This window comes from Streptomyces sp. NPDC050535, from assembly GCF_044457665.1.
In the GTDB taxonomy this organism is placed as follows: domain Bacteria; phylum Actinomycetota; class Actinomycetes; order Streptomycetales; family Streptomycetaceae; genus Streptomyces.
Genome location: NZ_JBITHE010000002.1, coordinates 1 through 22,334, shown reverse-complemented (window position 1 = coordinate 22,334; position 22,334 = coordinate 1). Strand labels below are relative to the sequence as shown.

13 protein-coding genes and 1 pseudogene are annotated in these 22,334 nt (G+C 71.7%); 5 read left to right on the top strand and 9 right to left on the bottom strand.

Going from position 1 to position 22,334, the window contains the following annotated elements; all coding sequences use genetic code 11:
• Positions 1-10: 10 nt before the first annotated feature.
• The 7 genes from fxsT to ACIBLC_RS05060 all read right to left on the bottom strand — a co-directional run bounded on the left by fxsT (position 11) and on the right by ACIBLC_RS05060 (position 11,386).
• A complete protein-coding gene (gene fxsT, locus ACIBLC_RS05090; protein WP_399209307.1) occupies positions 11-3,943 on the bottom strand; it encodes an FxSxx-COOH system tetratricopeptide repeat protein in 3,933 nt (1,310 codons plus the stop codon).
• Entirely contained in the window at positions 3,940-5,268 is a 1,329-nt protein-coding gene (locus tag ACIBLC_RS05085) for a TIR-like protein FxsC (RefSeq protein WP_399209305.1), read from the bottom strand. The genes fxsT and ACIBLC_RS05085 overlap by 4 nt, the downstream gene beginning before the upstream one ends.
• Before the next feature lie 263 nt (positions 5,269-5,531).
• Complete coding sequence (gene fxsBH, locus ACIBLC_RS05080) at positions 5,532-7,721, bottom strand: radical SAM/SPASM protein FxsBH, inactivated beta-hydroxylase extension form (RefSeq protein WP_399209304.1); 2,190 nt, start codon at positions 7,719-7,721, stop codon at positions 5,532-5,534.
• A gap of 146 nt (positions 7,722-7,867) precedes the next feature.
• On the bottom strand, positions 7,868-8,035 hold the full coding sequence (locus ACIBLC_RS05075; RefSeq protein ID WP_399209303.1) for a hypothetical protein: 168 nt from the start codon (positions 8,033-8,035) through the stop codon (positions 7,868-7,870).
• Positions 8,036-8,275: 240 nt separating this feature from the next.
• Complete coding sequence (locus tag ACIBLC_RS05070; RefSeq protein ID WP_399209301.1) at positions 8,276-9,844, bottom strand: GAF domain-containing sensor histidine kinase; 1,569 nt, start codon at positions 9,842-9,844, stop codon at positions 8,276-8,278.
• A 25-nt stretch (positions 9,845-9,869) separates the two neighbouring features.
• The gene (locus ACIBLC_RS05065; RefSeq protein ID WP_399209299.1) at positions 9,870-10,907 is read right to left on the bottom strand and encodes a rod shape-determining protein; all 1,038 of its coding nucleotides are present in this window, start codon (positions 10,905-10,907) and stop codon (positions 9,870-9,872) included.
• A gap of 143 nt (positions 10,908-11,050) precedes the next feature.
• Positions 11,051-11,386, bottom strand: coding sequence for a hypothetical protein (locus ACIBLC_RS05060; RefSeq protein ID WP_399209298.1), 336 nt, complete (start codon positions 11,384-11,386; stop codon positions 11,051-11,053).
• Positions 11,387-11,586: 200 nt separating this feature from the next.
• On the opposite strand from ACIBLC_RS05060, the gene ACIBLC_RS05055 reads away from it, so the two are divergent.
• Positions 11,587-15,237: a S8 family serine peptidase gene (locus ACIBLC_RS05055; protein ID WP_399209297.1), complete on the top strand. Its 3,651-nt coding sequence runs from the start codon at positions 11,587-11,589 to the stop codon at positions 15,235-15,237.
• 90 nt (positions 15,238-15,327) lie between these two features.
• Here ACIBLC_RS05055 and ACIBLC_RS05050 read toward each other — a convergent pair whose 3' ends face one another.
• Both ACIBLC_RS05050 and ACIBLC_RS05045 read right to left on the bottom strand, forming a co-directional pair.
• Positions 15,328-16,761 carry a carboxyl transferase domain-containing protein gene (locus ACIBLC_RS05050; protein WP_399209295.1) on the bottom strand — a complete coding sequence of 478 codons (1,434 nt, stop codon included), beginning with the start codon at positions 16,759-16,761 and terminating at the stop codon, positions 15,328-15,330.
• Positions 16,754-18,310: an acyl-CoA synthetase gene (locus ACIBLC_RS05045; protein ID WP_399209294.1), complete on the bottom strand. Its 1,557-nt coding sequence runs from the start codon at positions 18,308-18,310 to the stop codon at positions 16,754-16,756. Before ACIBLC_RS05045 ends, ACIBLC_RS05050 begins: the two co-directional genes overlap by 8 nt.
• Before the next feature lie 154 nt (positions 18,311-18,464).
• Here ACIBLC_RS05045 and ACIBLC_RS05040 point away from each other — a divergent pair, with 154 nt between their 5' ends.
• The 4 genes and pseudogenes from ACIBLC_RS05040 to ACIBLC_RS05025 form a co-directional block, all read left to right on the top strand.
• Positions 18,465-19,982: an oxidoreductase gene (locus tag ACIBLC_RS05040; protein WP_399209293.1), complete on the top strand. Its 1,518-nt coding sequence runs from the start codon at positions 18,465-18,467 to the stop codon at positions 19,980-19,982.
• 212 nt (positions 19,983-20,194) lie between these two features.
• Positions 20,195-20,800, top strand: coding sequence for a toxin-antitoxin system, toxin component (locus tag ACIBLC_RS05035; protein ID WP_399209292.1), 606 nt, complete (start codon positions 20,195-20,197; stop codon positions 20,798-20,800).
• 6 nt (positions 20,801-20,806) lie between these two features.
• Positions 20,807-22,024: an MAB_1171c family putative transporter gene (locus tag ACIBLC_RS05030; RefSeq protein ID WP_399209291.1), complete on the top strand. Its 1,218-nt coding sequence runs from the start codon at positions 20,807-20,809 to the stop codon at positions 22,022-22,024.
• Between the two features lie 95 nt (positions 22,025-22,119).
• Positions 22,120-22,334 (top strand): annotated as a pseudogene (locus ACIBLC_RS05025) (pyridine nucleotide-disulfide oxidoreductase); the annotation flags it as partial.

The following is a 22,334-nucleotide window of genomic DNA, read 5'->3' as shown; positions in this document are numbered from 1 at the left end:
AAACCGGCCGTCACACCGCCAGCGGCTCCAGGTCACGGTAGATACGCCGCCCGGCGGCCGCGATCCGCGTCATCCCGTTCTCCTCGCCGAGCAGTGTGCGCAACTCGCCCAGCGCCTCCTCGCTCATGCGCCGGGCCTCGTCCTTGCGGCCCAGCGCGGAGAGTGTCAGGGCGGAGTTGGTGACGATGGCCAGAGTTTCGGGATGGTGCGCGCCGAGTACGTCGGTGAGGGTGTCCATCGCCTTCTTCTCCAGCTCCCAGGCCTCCTCGAAGCGTCCCTGGTCGGCCAGCACGTTGGCGTAGTTGACGCCGCAGAACAGGGTGTGCGGATGGTGCTCGCCGAGCACCTCCGCCATCCGCGGCACCACCTGGCCGAACAGCGTCTCCGCTTCCGCGACGTCGCCGCAGCCCCAGTGGAAGATCGCCAGATTGTTGAGTGCGGCCTGTGTGTAGGGGTGATCCTTGCCCGGCACTTTCACATACTCCGCCAGCGCCTCCCGAGCGACCTCGCGGGCCGCTTCGCGCTCGTCGGCGGCGAACAGGTCGGCCGCCATGTTCAGGTCGCAGGCGAGGGAGTCCGGGGTCGGCGCCGGGTACTGGGCCCGGTACTCGGTCCGGGTGGCGGTCGTCAGCCGCCGGGCGTCCTCCAGCTGCCCCGCCCTGCGCAGCGAGACGGCCAGCGACTTCGCGCACCTGAGCGTGCCGGGGAAGCTCTTGCCCAGGATCCGCTTGTGCGCGTCGTAGGCGCGCGACAGCAGCGCCACGGACTCGGAGTAGCGGCCGACCTCCCGCAGGTCGCGGCCGAGACGTTCGGCCGAGGCCAGCGTGTAGGGGTGGTCGGGTCCCAGCACCTCCGTGCGCCGGTCGAGCGTCTCCTGGTCGAGGGTGCGGGCATCGCCGTAACGGCCCACCATGCGCAGTGCCAGCGCGAGGTTGTTGGCCGCGCTGAGGGTGCGCCGGTGCGACTCGTGGAAGATCTGGCTGAAGCCCTGGTGCGCCTCGCGGGCCAGCTCGACCGCGGACCGGTAGGCGCCCAGCGCCGCGAGGTCACTGGCCAGGCTGGACATGGTGACGTAGGTGTGCGGATGCGAGGGGCCGAGCACCCGGCGCTGGCGGTCGAGGAGTTCCTGGTCGATGTCGCGCGACTCCACGTAGAGCCCCTGGGAGCGCAGCACGCTGGCGAGCTGGCAGCGCAGATACAGGTACTGCACGTCGTCCTCGCCGAGCAGCGGCTTCCAGTGCGCGAGCAGGTCCTCGGCCCGCCGCTGGGCGTTGGGGAAGTCACCGCGCTTCCAGAGATAGCGGACACGGTCGATGAGCAGGCGGCGGGCCTCGGCCTGCTTGCAGCTGCGGGCGTCCGACGCGGTGAGGTGCGGCCAGATGACGGCGAAGCGCGGCCAGGTCTCGGGGTCGTCTATGGGCTCGTCACCGTCGGGCCGGGCACCCGCCAGCACCGTGTGCACCACGTGCCTGGCCTGTTGCTGCTCCTCCTCGGTCAGCTGGGCGCGGATCACGGCCTGCACCAGGCGGTGCACCTGGATGCTGTTGCTGACCTGGTCCACCTTGGCGAGCGCGAACCGGCCGATCTCCCGGATGACCCGGCCGAGCAGCAGGCTCTCCTGGAGGGCGGGGTCGTACAGCCTGAGGTCGTCGATCATCTCCTTGCTGTAAAGCAGTTGCGAGGAGATCTGTTCGGGGGCGAGGAAGGCGCACAGCTGGAGCAGGCGGACCGACGCCGGGGAGCGTTCCTTCAGCCGGGTGATGGAGATGTTCCAGGTCGCGGCCACCGTCGTGGGGTAGTCCGGCGGCTGGTTGAGGTCCAGCACCTCGGTGGTCTGCTCGGCCAGCTGGCGCAGGTAGTCGTCGATGGGGGTGGCTGTCTCGGCCAGCCACGCCGCTGTCTGCTCGACCGCGAGGGGCAGGTCACCCACGGCGTTCGCCACCTGGTCGGCCTCCTCCTCGCTGAGCCCGGAGGCCCGCCGGGTGAGGTGCTCGACGCTCTCCTCGCGCAGGAAGACGTCGATGGGCACGGACGTTCCCTCCTGTGCCCAGGCCTGGTTGCGGGAGGTGATCAGGATGTGGCCGCCACCGCCGGGCGGGAAGTAGCGAGGGAGCTTCGCAGGGTCGTCGGCGTTGTCGAAGACGAGTATCCAGCGCTTGGTCGGCAGGCCGCGGGCGAGCATCTGTACGGCTTCCTGGCCGGCCAGGGTGATGTCCTCACCGCCGGGCGCGCCGATGCGGGCGGCCAGATCGGCGAGCGAGGCGACGATCTCGTCCTCGTGCTCGGCCGAGATCCACCACACCAGGTCGTAGTCGGCCATGAAGCGGTGTACGTATTCGATGGCGACCTGTGACTTGCCGACCCCGCCGAGCCCGAACAGCGCCTGTGGCTGCGGCAGAACCGTGGACGCGCCACCGCCGAACTGGGCGCGGACCCGGTCCAGGATGAGATTGCGGCCGGTGAAGGTGTTGTTGCGCTGAGGGGCGTTCCAGATCGCCGGGGTGTTCCCGGGGAACCGCGGTCCCGAAGGGCCGATGCTCACGGTCTGCACCGGTACGTCCACGGCGTCGAGGAGCTCGGTGACGCACTGGGCGTCGTCGAGCCGGTGCAGGTCGACCAGGTTGTGTTCCCGGTACGACTTGGGAGTGGGGACATCGTCCACGCGCAGCGAGGCCATGGTCCCGTGCGCGCCGTCCGGGTCGGTGTCGATCAGGGCGCGCCAGACGAGGTCCGCGTACCGGGACTTCTGGAAGGCCTTCGACAGCAGCACGACGGTGCGTGTCGTCGGGTCCGGGCGCTCGACGGGCCCGGTGGAGATCTCGTGCAGCGTGACGTGGCAGCCACAGTGCCGCAGGACCGCGTCGGCCCAGTCGGCCCAGGTGCGGTTCTCCGCCGCGTACGCGATGACGACATCGGCGGCTGTCGTCATCGGCCGGCGCCGCAGGAACGCGTCGCGGCAGCGCAGCCGTACCGGCTCCGGTACCGCGGGCAGCGAGGTGACCTCGCCGTCCGAGATGACCGCGGTGAGCCGTTCGAAGGCGGACAGCAGCGAGTTGGCGATGCCGCTCTCGTCGCCGACGGTGGCGAGTGTCTCCTCGTACGCGTAGTACGGCCGGTAGGGGATCTCCACGTTGCCCCAGTACGTGGTCAGGTCCTCGGAGCCGAGGTCCTCGCCGCGGAGTCCCTTGGGCAGCCCGTCGAACTTCATCCGGGCGAGGGCCCGTCCGGCGTCGACCTTCTCCTTCTCGCCCTCGTCGATGCGCATCGGCACCGGCAGCACCCGGATCTTCCGCTTGCCGTACCCGGCCTCGACGCTGCGGGCCACGGCCGCCGCGCCGTCCAGCGACTGGTCGCTGAGCGTGAAGCAGTCCACGAGCACGTCCGGCATCTGGATCGTGCAGATGTCGGCGCTGTCGGACAGTCCGGTGCGCGAGTCGATCAGGACGTAGTCGTACGACGCCTTCATGTCGTCGCGCAGCGCGTCGAAGAACAGTCCGCCGCCCAGCCGCTCGTAGAAGTTGTCCCACTCGAAGGAGGACACCGTCGCGGAGTACGAGCGGTCCTGGCGCCCGGCGGAGAGGAAGTCGAGCGAACCGCCGTCCTGGAAGCGCAGTCCGAGCCGCTCGGGGGTGAGCGAGATGGCGTGCTGTTCCACGTGCGCGTAGTCCAGGTGCCAGGGGCCGGAGCGCTGGGTCCGGGTGGTCGCCGCCCACGCGTACTCGCTGATGATGTCGATGACACCGGTGGTGGCCGCGAGCGCGTTGGGGAGGAAGGGGTGGAAGAAGCGGTGCAGCCCAGGTGCCTCCAGGTCCCAGTCGACGGTCAGGACGCGTTTGCCGTTGGCGGCGAGGATCCACGCCGTGTTGGCCAGGGCCATGGTGCGGCCCGTGCCCCCCTTGTACGAGTAGAAGGTGATGATGCGTCCGTCCTGCACGGCCGTCATGCTTCTCCTCCGTGATCGGATCCGCTGTCGAACTGCGGCGAGTGGGTGGGGCCCGTCAGACGGGGCCTGCGGAGCGACGGGCCCGGGGGCGGGTGGGCCTCGGCGTGCTTGAGGTACTGCCGGGTCGCGTGCGCGACGACGGCCGGCAGCACGTCGGTGAAGGACTTGAGCGTCGGTACGCCGTTGACGGCGACCCGCGAGTCGGTACGCCGGCCCCGCTCCAGAATCACCGGCAGTGTCCGCTCCAGCTCCTCCGCCAGTTGCCGGCCCTCCTCGCCGTGGCACTGGATGTCGGCCCGGTTCCAGGGGACGATCGCGCTGACCCACGGGCGGGCGTTGGTGTCGAACGCCTTGAGTCTGCGCCGCCGTTCCTCGTCGTTGAGCGCCCAGCGGTCGACGAGCAGAATCCCGGGGTGACTCGGCGCCGCCTTGTCGGAGTCGTCCGTCACCAGGTCCTCGCCGGGGTCCTCGTCGTCGAAGGACGACACGGTGATCCGGTAGTCGAGCGACCGGATCAGTTCCTCGGCGAGCGCGGGCAGCGGCCGGGTCGACTCCGAGTGGTAGGGGTTCCAGTCCTGGGCGTCCTCGCCGTAGGGGCGGTTGTCGCGGTGGTCGGGGATGCTGTGCCGGGTGGGCGCCGCCACGGTCAGGTGGATGTGCCGCGGCCCCTCGCCGCGTGGCTTGAACGCGCTGGGTGTCCGCTCGTAGGGGCGGGGCCTGCTGGCCGGCAACGGCGACTCGTGGGCGATCTGCACGATCCGCTGGGCCAGCCCCAGCACGGTCTCCTCGTACTCGTCGCGCAGCCGGTTGAGTTTGATCAGCCCGTAGATCCCGTTGGCCGCGTACCGGTCCCCGAACTGGGCGTGATCCACGTGGATATGCCGTACGGAATCGGGGAGTTGGGCGTAATCGATATGTGTCCACAGTGCGGGCACGATGGAGGCCAGCGCGCCGGAACCGGTGGCCCGTGCCCGCAGAATACGTTCGTTGAACGCGAACCATTCCCGGCCGCAACTCTCGCTCGTGAAGTAGCGCGGTGAGAACAGTGGTACGAAGACCCGGCAGTTGGCGAGATTTTCGCTGAGTTTCTCCGGCCACCCGTCTCCCGAGCGCATCTCCCGGTCCATGAATCCCGCGGGCGCGCCGGCCGGAAGGTCGGTGAGCGCCATGATGTGGTCGCAGAGATCCGTGAAGAGCACCTGCACCCAGTGGTCGGGGTCGCCGCCGCCCGGCCCCCAGGGCGGTGTGTGGGCGTAACTCAGAAAGAAATAAGGCCTGTTGTCCGAAACCCGTTCCCGTTCCAGGTCCCGATGAGGTGTGTCCACGCGCCCCCCTGCCTGTGGACGGGCGGCCCCTACGGGACGTCGGCCGACCGGAGCCCACAATCTTCCCGACCGTCGGCGCCTACGGGTCGCCTCTTTCACGTCAAACCCTGGCGATATCCAGACATCTGGACCATCGCCCGGCAGACGGCGTTCCCGTATCCCGAAGAGCAGCACCGCTTTCTCCGCCATTTTCCCGTTCCGTCACGAGATCATTCGGCGGTCGGGCCCCGATCGTCCCGAAGTCCCTGTCTTTCAGGAGCAGATCAGGAAGATGCCCGCCGTGAGACCCCCTCCTGCTCGCTCCATTCGGCCCACTCGGTCCGCATCTCTGCCGCCAACACCGCGCCTGTTTCCGTGAGTTGCCGCTCGGGGAGGGCCGTCAGCTGATCCAGGGCACGGCCCGCACTCTCCAGCGCGGCGGCCCGCTCCGTCGCCTCGCCGCTGTGGAACGCGGCGTCGCCGAGCGCACGGCTCGCCTCGTCGAGCAGCCGCCCGGCCCGGTTGCCCGGCACGTTCAGATCGACCGTCTCCCGCAGCGCGGTGAGCCGGGCCAGGCGACCGGCGCGCGGCAGTTCCCGTAGGAACTCCACCGGCTCGAAATCGACGGCCACTCCCAGCGCGCCCAGCCCGTGGGCGCCGAGCCGCACCCCTGAACCCGCCACGAGCGGGGTGACCGTGGTGGTGAGGAGGGTGTTGCCGTCTTCGTGCCGGCCGGGCATCCGTTCTCTCGTCAACTCCGCTGCCGTCCGCAGCCGTTCGGTGAACCGGGTCAGGTCGTCGGGGTCCAGGGGAGCGGCGACGGGGACGGGGAAGCAGTCGCGGAGCGGGTCGGCGTCGTCGATGAGCAGGGGAGTGCCGTCACCGAGGTCCACGAAACGAAGGGGCCGCCAGGCCGCCGGGGTGTCCTCGGGCGAGTACTCCGTGCCGTCCTCGGCACGCACGTGCAGGCGGCCCGAGTTCACCGTGACCTCGACCCGGCCGGGTGCCGGGAGCGTCAGGGTTCCCAGGGTCGGCAGGTGCAGCCCCGGCTCCGTCTGGTCCCAGGCGAGCTTGACGTCGGCCCTCGCGCGGACGGCGACCGCGGTGATCGCCGAGCCGAGCGGCGCCGGGGCGGTGACCCGGTCGTGCAGACAGCTCTTCAGCGTGGTGTAGAGGTAGGGATGGGCGAGGATCTGGTCGACGTACGGCGTCACAGCGGCCATGCCGTCCAGGTTCAGGAAGGCCCGCCACACCTCGTCCCAGTCGGGCTCTCCCGCGTGCATGGCCGCGACGCGCGAGAGCCAGAACCGGATCGACTCGCCCTGGGCGAAGCGGAGTTCCTCGCCGCTGTGGACGGCAGGGCTGAGCGCGTGCTCGGTGATCCGCTCGGCGACGCCGTCGACGAAGGCGCGCAGGTCCGCACAGAAGGCGGATGGGTTGTCGAAGCCGCGGCCACTGCTGTACCGGTGTGCGTAGAGCCCGCCGCCGCACGACTCGATCACCGGGCAACCGCGGCAGGTCTCGCTGACACCCGCGAGGCCGAGTTGGCGCGCGCGTACGCCGGGATGCTGAGCGAACTCCTCGAAGCTGTGCCGGGAGGCGTGATAACCGGTCGCGGGGGCCCCGTCATAGGCCGTCTTCAGCGAGTCCGCCTGCTCGAAACTGCCATCGGTCTCCACGACCGCGAGATCGCTGGGGGCGAGTCCCATCGCCTCCGTCAGGCTCGGGCCGCCCCGCAGAGTACTGAGGACCGACTCGAAGGTCCGCACCGACACCGTACGGCCCTGCCGGTCCCAGCGGTCGAAGATCCTGAGCAGCCAGTCGGCGTACGCGGCCGGTGCGGCGGCGGGTCTGGGCGGCGGGCTGTCCCAGGTGGAGTGCGGAAGCAGGTAGTCGATGCGAGGCGGACGCAGGGACACCAGGGCGTCGTGCACCGCGACCGGATCATTGGCCACGTCCACGGTGCACAGCAGACCGCTGTAGAGATGCCGGTACTCGGGGGTCCGCAACAGGTTGACCGCGCGTACCACCCGGTCGTAGCTGCTGCGCCGCCTGCGGTCGCGCCGGTGCCGGTCGTTGGCCACCCGGTCGCCGTCGAGCGAGACGCTCACCCTGACGCCGAATTCCTTGAACACTTCGAGATGGCGGGTGTTGAGCTGGACCCCATTGGTGTGGATATGAAGATTGAGCTTGGTGACCGGAGCGATAGTGCGTGTGAGTTCCGCACAGATGTTTCTCATACGGGCGGGACCCACCAAAAGGGGTTCACCACCGTGAAGGATCACGGAAACAGAAGGCAGTTTATGCGATTCGGCATATGCCGCGAATCGCTGGGCGACTTTCCCGAGCGTTTCCTCGGAAATGACGGTCGGGCGCCCTTGCCAGCTCTGATCGGCATGCTCGTAGACATAGCAGTGGTCGCAGGCGAGGTCGCATCTGCTATGGATCTTGAGGACGAGCTGTTGCAGCTTCACCCGGGGAACGATAGTGGCGCCGAGGGGTGGCGCGTACCGTGAACTCCCTTACGTCTCCGTGCTGTTGATGGCTCCGGCGCACGACAAGGGCGCACCTGGTGGGGGGTGGTAGCCGCCTGGCGCGCCCTTGTCGAAGTGTGTGTGCCCTACAGCGCCGAGTCGAAGGTGATCGGGCGGACCGGACGGCGTCCGGGGATGTCCGTCACGCGTCCGGCGGACCTTACGGCGGCAGTCCCGAGCGGGTCGATGGCCGACAGGGGCGTGTGCGACCGCCGCATGGGCTGGGGCGCGGCGGAGCGGTGCGACGCCGGCATCACCGAAAGGTTCATTTTTTTTGGGACTTTCGTTAAGAGGAGTAGGTGCTGAGGCGGAGAGTAGCAGTTGGGGTCTGGAGTCCGGGTCGAAATTGACTGGACGTTGGACTTCTCTGTGTTCCTGCATAGTGCCTGGCGGGGGTTTCTGCAATCGGAGGGAGCCCGACAGACTGAATCCGGGTCGAAGGGCTTGCACGGCGGCCCGATCCGGGAGACGTGAGTTCGGCGGGTGCCGGTCGCTCAAAGCGGTGACCGCCACGTGACTGTCGTACCGCTGCCCTCCCCGTCGTCTCTCACCCCGTCGTCGTGCACGGTCAGGACGAGGCCGGGGCGGCCGTTGGGGAGGGTGGCCGTCGCGTCCACGGTGATCTGGACGCGGGACACCCCGGGACGGCGTGACGCGGCGGTCAGTTTGCGGCGCAGGGCGGTGAGCAGATGGCCGGCGACGGGCTCCGTGACGCGGTTCTCCACGGGGCCGGTGAAGTGGACGGACGGCTGGAAGCCGAGGGTGGCCGCCGCGGCGGCCGTCTCGCGCAGGACCTTGCCGCGGAAGGTGGTGGGGGCGTCCGCGGGCGGTTGCTGGAGGGCGAAGATCGCGGTGCGGACTTCCTGGATGGTGGACTGAAGCTCGTCGACCGCGCGGCCGAGGGTGGCGTGTACGTCGTCGGTGTCATCGCCCGTGTCGTCGCGGCCGGTCCCTGTGCCGTCGCGGCCGGTCCCCGTACCGGCACCGGCCGCGCGGCGTTGCGTCGACTCCAGCATCATTCCGGTGGCGAACAGCCGTTGCACGACGAGGTCGTGCAGATCGCGGGCGATGCGGTCGCGGTCCTCGTAGACGGCGAGCCGTTCGCGGCGGTGCTGGGCGTCCGCGAGGACGAGTGCCAGCGCGGCCTGGGAGGCGAACTGGGTGGCGAGCAGGCGCTCCACCGAGGTGTAGGGCCGGCCGCCGCGCCGGCGGGGGAGGGCGAGCGTGCCGATGAGGCGGCCGTCGGCCTGGAGGGGGAGCATCATGCTCGGTCCGAAGCGGGCTCGTACGTGCGTGGTCATCCGGGGGTCGGTGGCCGAGTCCTCGATGTACACCGGTTCGCCGCCGAGGAGTTGTACGAGGACGGGGCTGCCCGGCTCGATGACCGTGCCGACGATGTCCCCGGGGTCGTCGAGGGTGGAGGCGGTCACGATCTCCATGCCGCCCTCCGGGGTGGCCTGGAGGATGACGCCGGCCGCCGCGTCGGCGAGGACCCGGGCCCGTTCGGCGACCGTCATCAGGGCGTCGGCGGCACTCTCGCCGGTGAGCAGCGCGGTCGTGACGGCCGCCGCGCCCTCGATCCAGCGCTCGCGCTGCCGGGCCGTCTCGTAGAGCCGGGCGTTGCCGATCGCGATGCCCGCCTGGGTGGCCAGCAGGTGGAGCAGCTGCCCGTCCTGCCGGGTGAATCGGCCGCCCGCCCGCTTGCCGGCGAGATGGAGCGTGCCGAACACCTCGTCGTCGACACGGATGGGGACGCCGAGGGAGGAGCCCGACCGCCCGGTGCCGCCCGGCGACGGGGCCGGGGACAGGTCCGGGGACGGGGACGGGCCCGGGTTCGGGGACGGGGCGTCCTGGGACGGGGCGTCCGGGGACGCGCCCGCCGTACGGATCCCCACGAGTCCGTCGTACCCCGGGTCGGTCAGGCTCAGCGCCGCGTACCCGGCGCCCGTCAGCTCGGCGGCACTGTCCACGATGTGCTGGAGCGTGACGCGCAGTTCGAGGTCGGTACCGACGTTGAGGACGGCTTCGAGGAGCGGCGGGAGACCGGGCACGGGACCGTTCATACGGGGCCTTCGTGACGCCGGGCCGTCAGTCCGCCAGCGGGTCCAGGACCAGCGGCTCGATCCTGCCCTCCAGCATGTAGCCGAGCCCCTGGACGGCGCAGACGTCCGGCCGCTCGGCGATGTGGACGGGCATGCCCGTCGCGTGCCGCAGCATCTGGTCGAGCCCGGGGAGCAGAGCGCTGCCGCCGACCATCATGATCCCGCGGTCGGCGAGGTCGGCGACCAGATCCGGCGGGCACGCCCGCAGCACCTTGCCGATGCCGTCGAGCACGGCGGTCAGCGGGGTCTGGATCGCATTGCGTACGGCGGCGGTGTCGACCTGCACGGAACGCGCGAGGCCGGTCGCCACGTCCCGCCCGTGGATCTCCGTCGACGCCGGGCCGTGCGGGGTGAGCCCGTTGCCGGAGAGCGCGAGCTGCAGGGGTCGTACGGCCTGGCTCGGCAGCATCAGCTCGTGCTGGTGGCGCAGGTGCTGCACGATCGCGTGGTCGACGGCCTCGCCGCCCACCGGGATGCGCTCGGCGGTGACGATCGAGCCCAGTGACAGCACGGCGAGCTGGGTCGCGGCGGCCCCGCACACCATGATCATGGTGGCCTCGGGACGCTCCACGGGCAGTCCGCAGCCGACGGCGGCGGCGATCAGCGTGTCGACCAGTTCGACCCGTCGCGCTCCGAGACCGACGAGCGTCTCGATCGCGGCACGCTGGGCCAGCGGGTCCGCGTCGTGCGGTGTGCAGGCGGCCGCCCGCAGCCGGGGCTTGCGGCGCAGCGTGCGGCGGACCTTGTCACCGAGCAGCTGCCGCAGCATCCGCTGCGCCATCTCGATGTCGACGACCGTGCCGCCGGACACCGGCCGGACGACCCGGATGTAGTCGGGGGTACGCCCCGTCATCTTCTCCGCGAACTCGCCGACCGCGATCAGCGCGCCCGTCTTCGTGTTGATCGCGGCGACGCTCGGCTGGTCGACGACCAGCCCCGCGCCCTTCACGTACACACGGGTCCTCGCCGCGCCCAGATCGACGGCGAAGTGGCAGCGGCGCAACTGCTCCAGACTGTCGGTCATGGCAGATCCTCCCGAGAGCGCAGACCGAGGGGTTCCGCCGGACGGCGGTCCTCTCTCGCATCGTGCGGTCGCTGACGGGGTGTCGCCTTCTGTGGGGGGCCGGGTGGGGTGCCGCTGGACGGGTGGTCTTGGCGGCGGGGCGGTCAGGGGCCGCGCCGATCCCGCCGTTTCGGGGTCGGTCGCCGCGCCCGGGCCGCGGAGGACGGCCTCGCCTCCGGCGCGAGCCGCACGGCGCACGTCACCGACAGGCCCGGCACCGGCCATCTGCGCAGCCCCTCGTGGACCGCGTGCTCGGCCGCGGCCGCTCGGCGGAGCGGATGGCGTCGGGTGATACGGCGGCACTCCTGGACGAAGTGGTCGAGGAGGCGTTCCCGCACGTCGGCGGGCTCGCCGCGTACGAAGGCGACCGGGTCGTCGACATGCCGGGCCGGCTCGACGGACGCGGCGAAGGCGCCACCGCCGGAACTCGACAGGGACAAGTTCGTGCGTGCCCTGCCCGCGCTCTCCTTGTTACGGACGGTGCGCGGGGCTGTCCCGGTTTCCGCGGCTCGTACCCGTCTGTTCTGGCGGGAAGCCGCCAGGGCACCTTCCCGCCAGGTTCCGTCAACTCCGGGGAAACACGGGCCACCCGACACTCTTCGCAGCACCACGGCATGCCGTTGAGGAGGAAAGGGCGATGATGACCAGAGGACCAGCGAGACGCGGGGCGGCCCTGTTGTCGGCCGGGCTCGTGATCGCCCTGCTGCCCGCCGGGCAGTCGGCGGCCGCGGCGGACACCGAGCCCGGGGCGGTGGGCACGGCACGGGCGGGGAGTACGGCACGGGCGGTGAGTGCCGCCCGCACCGTCACGCTCGTCACCGGCGACGAGGTGACCGTCACCGACCTCGGCGGCGGGAAGAAGACGGTCACCGTCGAGCGCCCCAGGGGTGCCACCGGCGCGGTGCGCACACAGGTGGCGAACGGCACCGTCACCGTCGTACCGGACGAGGCCCTGCCGTATCTGCGGGCGGGCACCCTCGACCGGCGGCTGTTCGACGTGAGCGAGCTGATACGGCAGGGGCTGACCGACCAGAAGACGGCCGAACTGCCGCTGATCGTGACGTACGAGAAGAAGGCGCGGTCCCTCACCCCGCGCGGCGCGGAGCGGACGCGTGTGCTGCCGAGCATCGGGGGCGCCGCCCTCGACGCCGACAAGGGCCGGACGTTCTGGCAGGCGCTGACCGCCCAGGACGGCATCGAGAAGGTGTGGCTCGACGGCCGGGTCACGGCCGACATGGCGGAGAGCAACGCGCAGATCGGTACGGCGCGGGCATGGGAGGCCGGACTCACCGGGAAGGGGGTCACGGTCGCCGTCCTCGACACGGGCGTCGACGCCGGACATCCCGACCTCGCCGGACGCGTCTCGGCGACGAAGAGCTTCATCGAGGGCGAGGAGGTCGCCGACCGCAACGGGCATGGCACGCACGTCACTTCGACGGTGGGCGGCAGCGGTGCGGCCTCGGAGGGGCTGGAGAAGGGCGTCGCGCCCGGGGCCACGCTCGCCGTCGGCAAGGTGCTCAGCGACCAGGGATCGGGCAGCGAGTCGCAGATCATCGCCGGCATGGAGTGGGCCGCGCGTGACGTGGGCGCCCGGGTGATCTCCATGAGCCTCGGCTCGTCCGAGGCCAGCGACGGCACCGACCCCATGGCCGAGGCGGTCGACACCCTGTCCGCGGAGACCGGCGCGCTCTTCGTCGTCGCCGCGGGCAACACCGGCGCCCCCTCCTCCATCGGCTCACCCGCCGCCGCCGACTCCTCCCTGGCCATCGGCGCGGTGGACTCGGCCGACGAGGCGGCCTACTTCACCAGCGCCGGCCCGCGACTCGGCGACAACGCGCTGAAGCCCGACCTGTCCGCGCCGGGCGTCGACATCCTCGCCGCGCGCTCCCAACTCGTCTCCGGAGACGGCTACTACACGAGCATGAGCGGTACGTCGATGGCGACACCGCATGTCGCGGGAGTGGCGGCCCTGCTCGCCGAGAAGCACCCCGACTGGACCGGCGCGCGGCTCAAGGACGCGCTGATGTCCACGTCGGAGCAACTCGACGCGTCCGCCTATGTCCTGGGCTCCGGACGTGTGAGCGTGCCGGACGCGATCGGCGCGGCGGTCACCGCCACCGGCAGCGCGGACCTCGGCTTCTACGGCTGGCCCCACGAGGCGAACGAGCCCGTCACGAAGACGGTGACGTACACCAACTCATCCGACTCGGCGGTCGAGTTGAGCCTCGCCGTGCAGGGCGCACCGGACGGTGTGGCGACCCTCGCCGACTCCACGCTCACCGTGCCCGCGCACGGGACCGCGGCCACCACGGTGACGGGCGACGGGGCGAAGGCGGCCGTCGGCAACACCTCCGGGCAGATCGTCGCCTCGGTGGCCGGCACCCCCGTCGCGCACACCGTGTTCGGGCTGGTCAAGGAGGAGGAGCGGTACACGCTCACCGTGCACGTCCTGGACCGTGACGGGGCCGGAACCGCCGCCGACCTCGTGGTCCAGCAGCTCACCCAGGACGCCTACCCGTCCCCGGCGGCGGTCGGCGACTCCGGCACGCTCGAACTCCGGCTGCGGCCGGGGACGTACAGCGTCGACACCTTCCTCGGCGTCCGCGGCAGCCACGGCGCCGACTCGCTCGGGCTCGGCTTCCTCACGGCACCCGAGGTCACCCTCGACCGGGACCGCGAGATCACCCTCGACGGACGGAAGCTGACGGAGATCAGCGCGAAGGTCGAGCGGCGCACCGAGACCCGGCAGTTGCTGATGGAGTACGACCGCAACGCGGGCGGCGCCGACCTCTTCGGCGCGGTCCAGGTGCCGGTGAAGTACGACAGCATCTTCGCCGCCCCCACCCCGAAGGTCACGCGGGGCAGCTTCGAGTACCGGACCGTGTGGCGGCTCGGGAAGCCGCTCCTGGAGGTCAAGGGCGTCCGAGAGGCGGTCCTCCAGCCGGGCACGACACTGGCCGAGGGGCGTAGCAGACTGCCGCTGGTCGACGTAGGGGACGGTCCCTTCACGAGGGTCCGGGGCAAGGCCGTCCTCGCGCGGCTCGCCGACGGCGCCGACCCCGCCGCGCTCGCCCAGGCCGCCCAGGACGCGGGCGCCGAGGCGCTGTTCGTCACCGACGGCACGGCGGGACGCCTCAACGCCTGGTTCGGGACCGGTGACTACGCCGACCGGCCGTTGCAGGTCGCCACGGTCAACACGGCGGACGCGGTCAGACTGCGGGCGGCCCGGAGCGTCGACATGACGGGCACGCTCAACACGCCCTATGTGTACGACCTTTCGGAGGGACACGCGGGCGCGATCCCGCGCGGGGATCTGACGTACGAGCCGGGCTCCCGCCAACTCGCCGCCATCGGAACCAGGTTCCACGCGGCGAAGGGCGCCGAGGCGGACTCGGGCGGCGAGTTCCGTTACTCGATCACCGACACCTTCCCCATCGGGGTCGGCTTCAAGGAGCGGATCGACTACCCGGCCGAGCGGACCGACTACGTCTCCACCGGTGCCGGGCAGCTCTGGCACGAGTCCGTGGACCTCGGGGAGAGCGCGCTGGAGGAGCGCAGCGGGGTGATCTCGTACCGCGGGGGCACCCGTCCCGACCTCGACTGGTTCAAGCCCGTCTGGCATCCCTGGCTCGGCACCGGACTCGGCTGGGGACAACAACGCCAGGGCAACCAGATCCAGTTGAACACTCCCGGCTGGGGCGACTCGGGGCCCGACCACACCGGCTTCGGCGACGTGTGGAGCGGGGACAAGGGGATGACCCAGTTCACGGAGGTGTACCAGGACGGTTCGCTGGTCGACCGGAACATCGGTTCGGCCGCCTACGTCTGGGACGCGCCCGCCGACGAGCACACCTACAAGGTCGTCACCGACACGACGCTGGACGCGGACCGCTGGCGGCTTTCCACCGAGGGACACACCGAGTGGACCTTCAGGTCGGCGGCCACGCCCGGGGACCGCTGGACCTTCCTGCCGCTCATCAACCTCGGCTACGACGTCGACACCGACCTCGCGGGCGGGATACGCGGCGGCGGCCGGGTGCCGGTGGGCATCCACGCCGAGTACGTGAAGGGCGCGCCGGACACCGGAACCATCGGGGGCGGACGGCTCGAAGTGTCCTACGACGACGGGAAGACCTGGCGTGTGGTCCCGCTGTCCGGACGCGGCTCCTCCTGGAAGGGCGTGCTGACCGTGCCGCGCGGTGCTGAGTTCGTGTCGCTGCGGGCGTCCGCCAAGGACGACCGGGGCGGCTCGGTCAGTCAGGAGATCATCCGGGCGGTGGGCGTGCGGTAGCCGGCTCCGCGGTCCGACGGGTTCTTCGGACCGACGGGCCCTTCCGGCCGGCTGCGTCGGCTCCTCTCGGCAGGGGGAGCCGACGCAGCCCTATTCGCCCACGATGCCCACGATGCCCCGGACGACCCCGAGGTCCAGCAGGTCCTGCGGCCGGATGCGGAGTTGGTCCGCCGTGGCCCGCACCTCACCGGCCGGGCGTTTGAGGATCGCGGCCGCGAGCTCCGGTGCGATGACGGAGAAGTAACTGTCCGGCGTGACCCAGGTGTTGCCGGGCGCGGCGAGGGCCAGGGCGCCGCCCGAGCCGCCCTCGCCGATCACCAGCGTGGTGACCGGCGTACGGGCGGTGGCCACGGCGGCGAACAGGTCCGCGATCGCCGAGCCCGCGCCCTGCCGCTCCGCCTCGGCGTCGTTCGCGGCGCCCGGGGTGTCCACCAGCGTCAGCACCGGGATGCCGAGCCGTCCCGCGAGGCGGATCAGGCGCGCGGCGGTGCGGTAACCGGCGGGGCGGGTGGCCGTCCCGCACTGGGCGGCGTACGCGACGGTCCGCCCGTCGTGCGAGCCGAACCCGCACAGCATGCCGGGGTCCGTGCCGCCGCAGCGGTCGCCGCTGATCTCCACCCTCCGGGTGAAGTAGACGTCCAAGTAGGCCAGGGCATGCGGGCGGTGAGGCGAGCGGGCGTTCTGGACGGCGTCCCGGCCGGTGGCGGGGAGGTCGGGCGTGCCGAGGGCGGGTGGAGGGGGCGCGGCCGGTGTCGGAGGGCTGGTGGGCAGTTCCACGTGGGCGTTCCGGCCGGTGGCGGGGAGGTCGGGCGTGCCGAGGGCGGGTGGAGGGGGCGCGGCCCGCGTCGAGGGGCCGGTGAGCAGCTTCAGCCACAGCGCGAGCGTCTCCCGCAGCGCCTCCGGCGGTACGACGGCGTCCACCGCCCCCGCCGACACCTGGGCCTCGGCCGTGTACGCGGCCGGGTCTGCCCCCGGCGGGCGGACCCGGGAGCCCGCGAAGCCCACCTGGGCGCCGGGCAGCGCCAGGGTCACGTCGGCGCCCGCGCCCAGCGTGGCCCAGCCGCCGCCCGTCGTCGGGTCCCGCAGTACGGCGATCTGCGCCAGACCGGCTTCCCGGGTGAGCGCCGACTGCCGTGCCACGCGCTGGAGTTGGGTGAGGGCGAGCATGCCCTCCTGCATCCGGCTGCCGCCGGTCGCGACGAGCGAGACGAGAGGGAGCCGGTGCTCGCGCGCGTAGCTGTACGCCGCCTCCAGCCGGTCGCCGGTGCGCTCGCCGAGCGAACCGCCGAGGAAGCCGAACTCGAAGGCGATCAGTACGGCGGGGGTGCCGCCGATGGAGGCGCGGCCACAGACGACGGACTCCTCCTCGCCGGTGCGGGCGGCGGCGCGGGCGCGGGAGTCGTCGTACCCCTGCCAGGACAGTGGGCCGTCGGGCTTGAAGTCCCTCACCGGGACGCTCAGTTCGTCGAACTCGCCGTCCGTGACGAGGGCGACGGCCTCGCGGGCGGCGCGGCGCTCAGTCATTCGTCGTCAGCGCCCGCTTGAGGATCTTGCCCATGTCGTTGCGGGGCAGGGCGTCCAGGAAGCGCACCGCACGCGGGCGCTTGTGCGGGGCGAGGCGGCGGGCCACGTGGTCGGAGAGCTCGTCGCCGAGGGCCGGCCCGGGCGCGCTTTCGGGTACCACCCAGGCCACGACCCGCTCGCCGAGATCGTCGTCGGGTTCACCGGTGACCGCCGCCTCCCTCACGGCGGGGTGCTCAAGGAGCGCGTTCTCGATCTCACCCGCGCCGATCTTGTAACCGCCGCTCTTGATCAGGTCGGTGGCCCTGCGCCCGACGATGCGTACGCAGCCGTCGGCGTCGAGGATCGCCATGTCGCCGGTGCGGAACCAGCCGTCCTCGGTGAAGGCGCCGGCGGTGGCGTCGGGCCGGTTCAGGTACTCGGTGAAGAGGTTCGGCCCGCGGACCTGGATCTCGCCCACACTGACTCCGTCGTGCGCGCCGGTGGGGGCGCCGTCGGTGTCGTACCCGGCGATCGTCGATCCGTCCTCCTCGACGAGCCGCAGGCCGACGCCGGGCAGCGGCACGCCCACCGTCCCGGGCCGGGGCTCACCGTCCACGCGGACACCCGGCCGGGGGTCCGGGGGTGTCCACCGGGATGAGCACAGCATGAGGGTCTCCGTCATGCCGTACCGCTCGATGACCGGCCGCCCGGTCGCGGCCGTGATCCGCCGGTGGTCGTGCACGGGCAGTGCGGCGGACCCGGACACCAGGAGCCGCGCCCGGCCGAGCGCCTCGGCCAGTTCCCTGTCCTCGTCCAGGGTCTCGGCGAGCCGGTGGTACATCGTCGGCACCCCGAACAGCATCGTGGCGCCGTCCTTCAGCTCCCGGGTCACGCCCTCCGCGCTGAACCGGCCCAGATGCCGCAGCGACCCGCCGCGCCGCAGGGGTCCCAGCACGCCCAGGATCAGCCCGTGCACATGGAACAGCGGCAGCCCGTGCACCAGGACGTCGTCGCCGGTCCACCGCCAGGCGTCGGCCAGCGCGTCGAGGGTCGCGGCGATCGCCCGGCGCGGGATGACGGCGCCCTTGGGCGGGCCGGTGGTGCCGGAGGTGTAGACGACGAGGGCGGCGGCGTCCTCCGGGACGTCCGCACCGTCATCTCCCGGGCGTCCGCCGACACCTTCTCCCGGGCGCTCCCCGGCGCCGCCCCCCGAGCGCACATGCACATCGATCCGCTCCAACTCCCGCATGGAGTACGGGAGTTTCGCCCCCGCCTCGGCGAGCACCACCGACGGCCGGCTGTCGGCCAGGATGTGCCCCAGCTCGCTCTCCCCCGACTTCGGGTTGAGCGGCACGGCCGGTACGCCGGCGAGCAGCGCGGCCACCACGGCGACGGCGGTCTCCAGGCTCGGGGTCGCCCACACGGCGACCCTCCCGGCTCCGCCGAGCCGCTCCGCCAGGCCCCCTGCCACGTCGGCGAGCTCCGCGTACGTCAGGGACCGGTCGCCGAACCGCAGCGCGGGCCGCTCCGCGACCGAGCCGCCCATCAGGGCCGGAAAGAGGAAGGACACGCGTACTCCTAGCCGTAGGCGACTTCGCGGGGAAGCCGCGGGGACTGTCTGCGGGCACCGTCTGAACTGTTCCTACACCAGGGCGGCGGAAACCGTCCGCACGAGTCGCCGTACGGGCCCACCGCCCCGTGGAGTCGGTCGTTACTGTGCCGGTGTGCTGCCTGACATCGAGTTGACGCCGCCGGAGCGCCGGGTATGGGACGCCTTTCCCGAAGGGCGGCGGGTGGATCTGCGTGCCGGTGAGCCCGAGGCCGACGATCCGGCGCGCGGTGACCAGTGGGGCCCGGACCGCACGGTCCGGGCCGCCGTGCTGGCCGCGCTGCTGCTGGGCGGCAACGCCGAGCCGTCCGGCGCCGTCGCGTCCCTGCGTCTCACCGGCGCGCGGATCACCGGCCGCCTCGACCTCGACGGCGCGGAGATCAACCATGTCCTCTGGCTCGAACACTGCCGGTTCGAGGAGGCGTTGAGCCTGCACGGGGCGTCCACGCGAACGATCCGGATCAAGGACAGCCTGCTGCCCGGCATGGAGGCCGGCCTCGCCCGGATCCAGGGGGGTCTCGACCTGAAGCGCTCGGTGCTGGAAGGCGGGCGTCTGTCGCTCATCAACGCCCATGTGGCGGGGGAGTTGAACCTGAACGGGGCGCGGATATCCACCGCCGGGGAGTGGGCCGTGTTCGCGGGCGGCCTGGTCATGGAGGGCGGTGTCTTCTGCAAGAACCTCACCACGCGGGGCGGAGTGCGGCTGCCGGGCGCGCAGTTGCCCGGCGGTCTGTTCATGAAGGGGGCGCGGATCAGCAGTCCCGACGGGGTGGCGCTGGCCGCTGACAGCGTGACGGCGTCGACGCTGGACCTGTCGGAGGGGTTCACCGCGGAGGGCACCGTACGGCTGCGGGGTGCCCGGATCTCCGACAGCCTGAGCTTCGGGGGAGCGCGGCTGAAGGGCGCGCGCGACGGCGCCGGACCGGCCCTGGTCTGCCTCCAGACGCAGGCCACCGACCTCGACCTCGGACTCGCCGAACCACCCACCGGCGCCGTCGACCTGCGGGGCGCCCAGGTCTCCTTCCTCCACGAGAACGAACACAGCTGGCCCGACGCGGTGGAACTGGACGGCTTCGTCTACGGCTCCATCGAGATGACCGGGGCGGGGCGACGGCGCGAGGCGGTGGGCCGCAGGGAAGGCGTGACCCGCCGGGTGGACTGGATCGGCCGGAGCCCCGGCTACAGCCCCCAGCCCTACGAGCAACTCGCCGACTGCTACCGCAGGGTCGGTCACGACGACGACGCCCGCCGGGTGCTCCTGGCGAAGCAGCGGCACCGGCGCCGCACGCTGTCCCCGGCCGGACGCGCCTGGGGACACGTCCTGGACGCCACCGTCGGATACGGATACCGGCCGTGGCTGGCCGGCGTCTGGCTCCTGTCGCTGATCCTGCTCGGCACGCTGGTCTTCACGGCTCACGACCCGATCCAGGTCGAGGGGAACGAGGGAGCCCCGTTCCAGCCGCTCGTCTACACGCTCGACCTGCTGATTCCCATCGGCGGCCTGGGTCAGCGGATGAACTGGTACTGGGCGGACAGCGGTCCGCAGTGGCTGGCGTACGCGCTGATCGCCGCCGGCTGGGTGCTCACCACGGCCGTGCTCGCGGGCGTGAGCCGGACCCTGAACAGGGGCTAGCGACCGAACACCCCTGGCCAGGAAGTATCGTACGAAAATCGTAGCGCCACCCGACCCGGCCACGTAGTCTCGGCGCCAGCGTGAGAACTTGACGAGTCAACTGCCGGGAGCCCCTTGGTGAGTGAGTCCCCGCCTCCTGCCGAGACCCTCACGCGTCCCCGCGCGCGGACCGGCCGGCAGAGCCCGGACCGTGCCGAGAACAGCGAGCGGCGATGAGTCTCGCCCGCAGGATGCGCGCGCTCGCGGTGGCACTGCGGCCGGCCGGAGCGGACTCCGAGATGCGCCGTCACGCGGTGGACCTCGGCCGCGCGCTGCGCAAGAGGATCGACACCCCGCTCGACGTACGGGAGTTGGCCCGCGCCCTGTGCGAGGAGGTGAGCGCACGCCGCGACGGCCGTCCCGTGCAGCTCCGCTTCGAACGCTTCCCCGACGAGTTCGAGGTCACCGGGCTGTGGATGGAGTTCCACGACTTCGACCTCGTCATCATCGAGGAACGTGCCGAGACCGTGCAGCAACTGGTCATACTGGGGCACGAGTTGTGGCACATGCGGCAGGGGCACCACAACCGGCACGTCGACGCCACGGCCGCCGCGAGCGCCCTGTCGAACGGCACCGCCTGGCAGGAGATAGCCCTCACCGTCGCCGCCCGCAACGGATCCCACGCGACCCACGAGGCCGAGGCGGAGGACTTCGGACTGCACCTGGCGAGCGTCTTCCGCTCCTGGGTCACCGGTCCCGGCGCCGGCCGGCAGGGTCCCGCCGACCCGGTCGGGCGGGCCATCCAGGCGTCGCTGGGCTATCGCGGCCCCCGGGACTGACCGGCGATGACCCCCTTCCATTTCCTCGCCGGGCACTACATCGCCTTCTGGCTGCCGGTGGCGGTCCTCGCCGCCGCCCTGGCGGTCAAGCTGCCCAGCATCGTCAAACTCTGGAGAGACCCCTTCCTCCGGGCCGTCGGCGGCCTCCTCGCCCTGGCCTGCGCCATCTTCGTCTTCGCGGCGCCGCCGACCATCGCCTGGACCAACCGCGTCACCGGCGTACGGAACATCTCGGCGCCGCTGGTCTACAGCCTCATCACCGCGTTCTCCGGGGCCTGCCTGCTGCTGATCATCGCCTGGCGCAACGGCGTCTCCGACCGCTCGCCCGCCACCCGCCGCGCCATGCGCTGGGTGATCACCGGCTACTCGGCCGTCATCGTCGCGCTGTGGGTGCTCTTCGCGCTCGCCGACGTCGAGACCGAGAGGCCCCGGGACCTCGACACGTACTATGCCACCACGCTCTTCATGCGCGAGGAGATCGTCCTCTACCTGCTCGCGCACACCGTCGCCTGCCTGATCACCTCCAGACTCATCTGGAGCTGGATCCGCACCGGGAACCTCGACGTGTGGCTGCGCGGCGGCCTCAAACTCCTGGGCGCCGGCTACGCCACGAACCTGCTCTTCGCCGCCACGAAACTCACGGCGGTCGTCGCCCGCTGGACCGGCCACGACCTGGACTGGCTCAGCACCCAGCTGGCGCCGCCGGTCGTCTGCGTGTCCGCCGTCCTGATCGCGGCGGGCTTCGTCTTCCCGTACGCGGGCCAGTACCTGCACCGCCGCAGGCGCACCCGGCGCAGCCACCGGCGGCTGCGGCCCCTGTACGAGCTGATGCGCGCCGGCACCGGCGAAAGCGTGCCCTTCAAGCTGCGGTCCACCCCCGAACTGCGGCTGACGCGCCGCGAGACGTTCATCAGGGACGCTCTGCTGCGCCTCGGCAGGTACGTCGACGAGGACCTGGGACGGCGGGCGTACGGCGCGGCCCTCGCCCTCGGCCGGGACATCGGCCGGGCGCGAACGCTGGCCCGTGTCGTGGTGATCCAGGACGCCATCGAGTCCAGGCGGCGGTCCCGGGAGAGCGAGGCCGGCTTCCCGCTCGACAGCACCGACATGGAAAGACTGCTGGAGGGGATCGAGGACGTGTCCCGGGCCCTCCGCCACACCGAAGACATCCGGGCGGTCCGCGAGCGCGCGGCCGCCGCTGCAGAGAGCGTGCCAGCCACATGAGTTCGAGTCCCCCGAGTGCCGGTCCCCTGAGCGAACGGCCGTCCGGCGCACGGCCCGTGAGGTCCGCCGTCGTCCTCGGCGGCAGCCTCGCCGGCATGCTCGCGGCCCGCGCGCTCACCGAGTCCGCGGACGTCGTCACGATCGTCGAGCGCGACGCGCTGCCCGAAGGGCCCGAGCGCCGCAAGAACCTTCCCCAGGCCCAGCATCCGCACGGACTGTGGTCCGGCGGCGCGCGGGCGATCGAGGACCTCCTCCCCGGCTTCACCGGACGGCTCGCCGAGGCGGGGGCGCACCGGCTGGCGCTCACGAC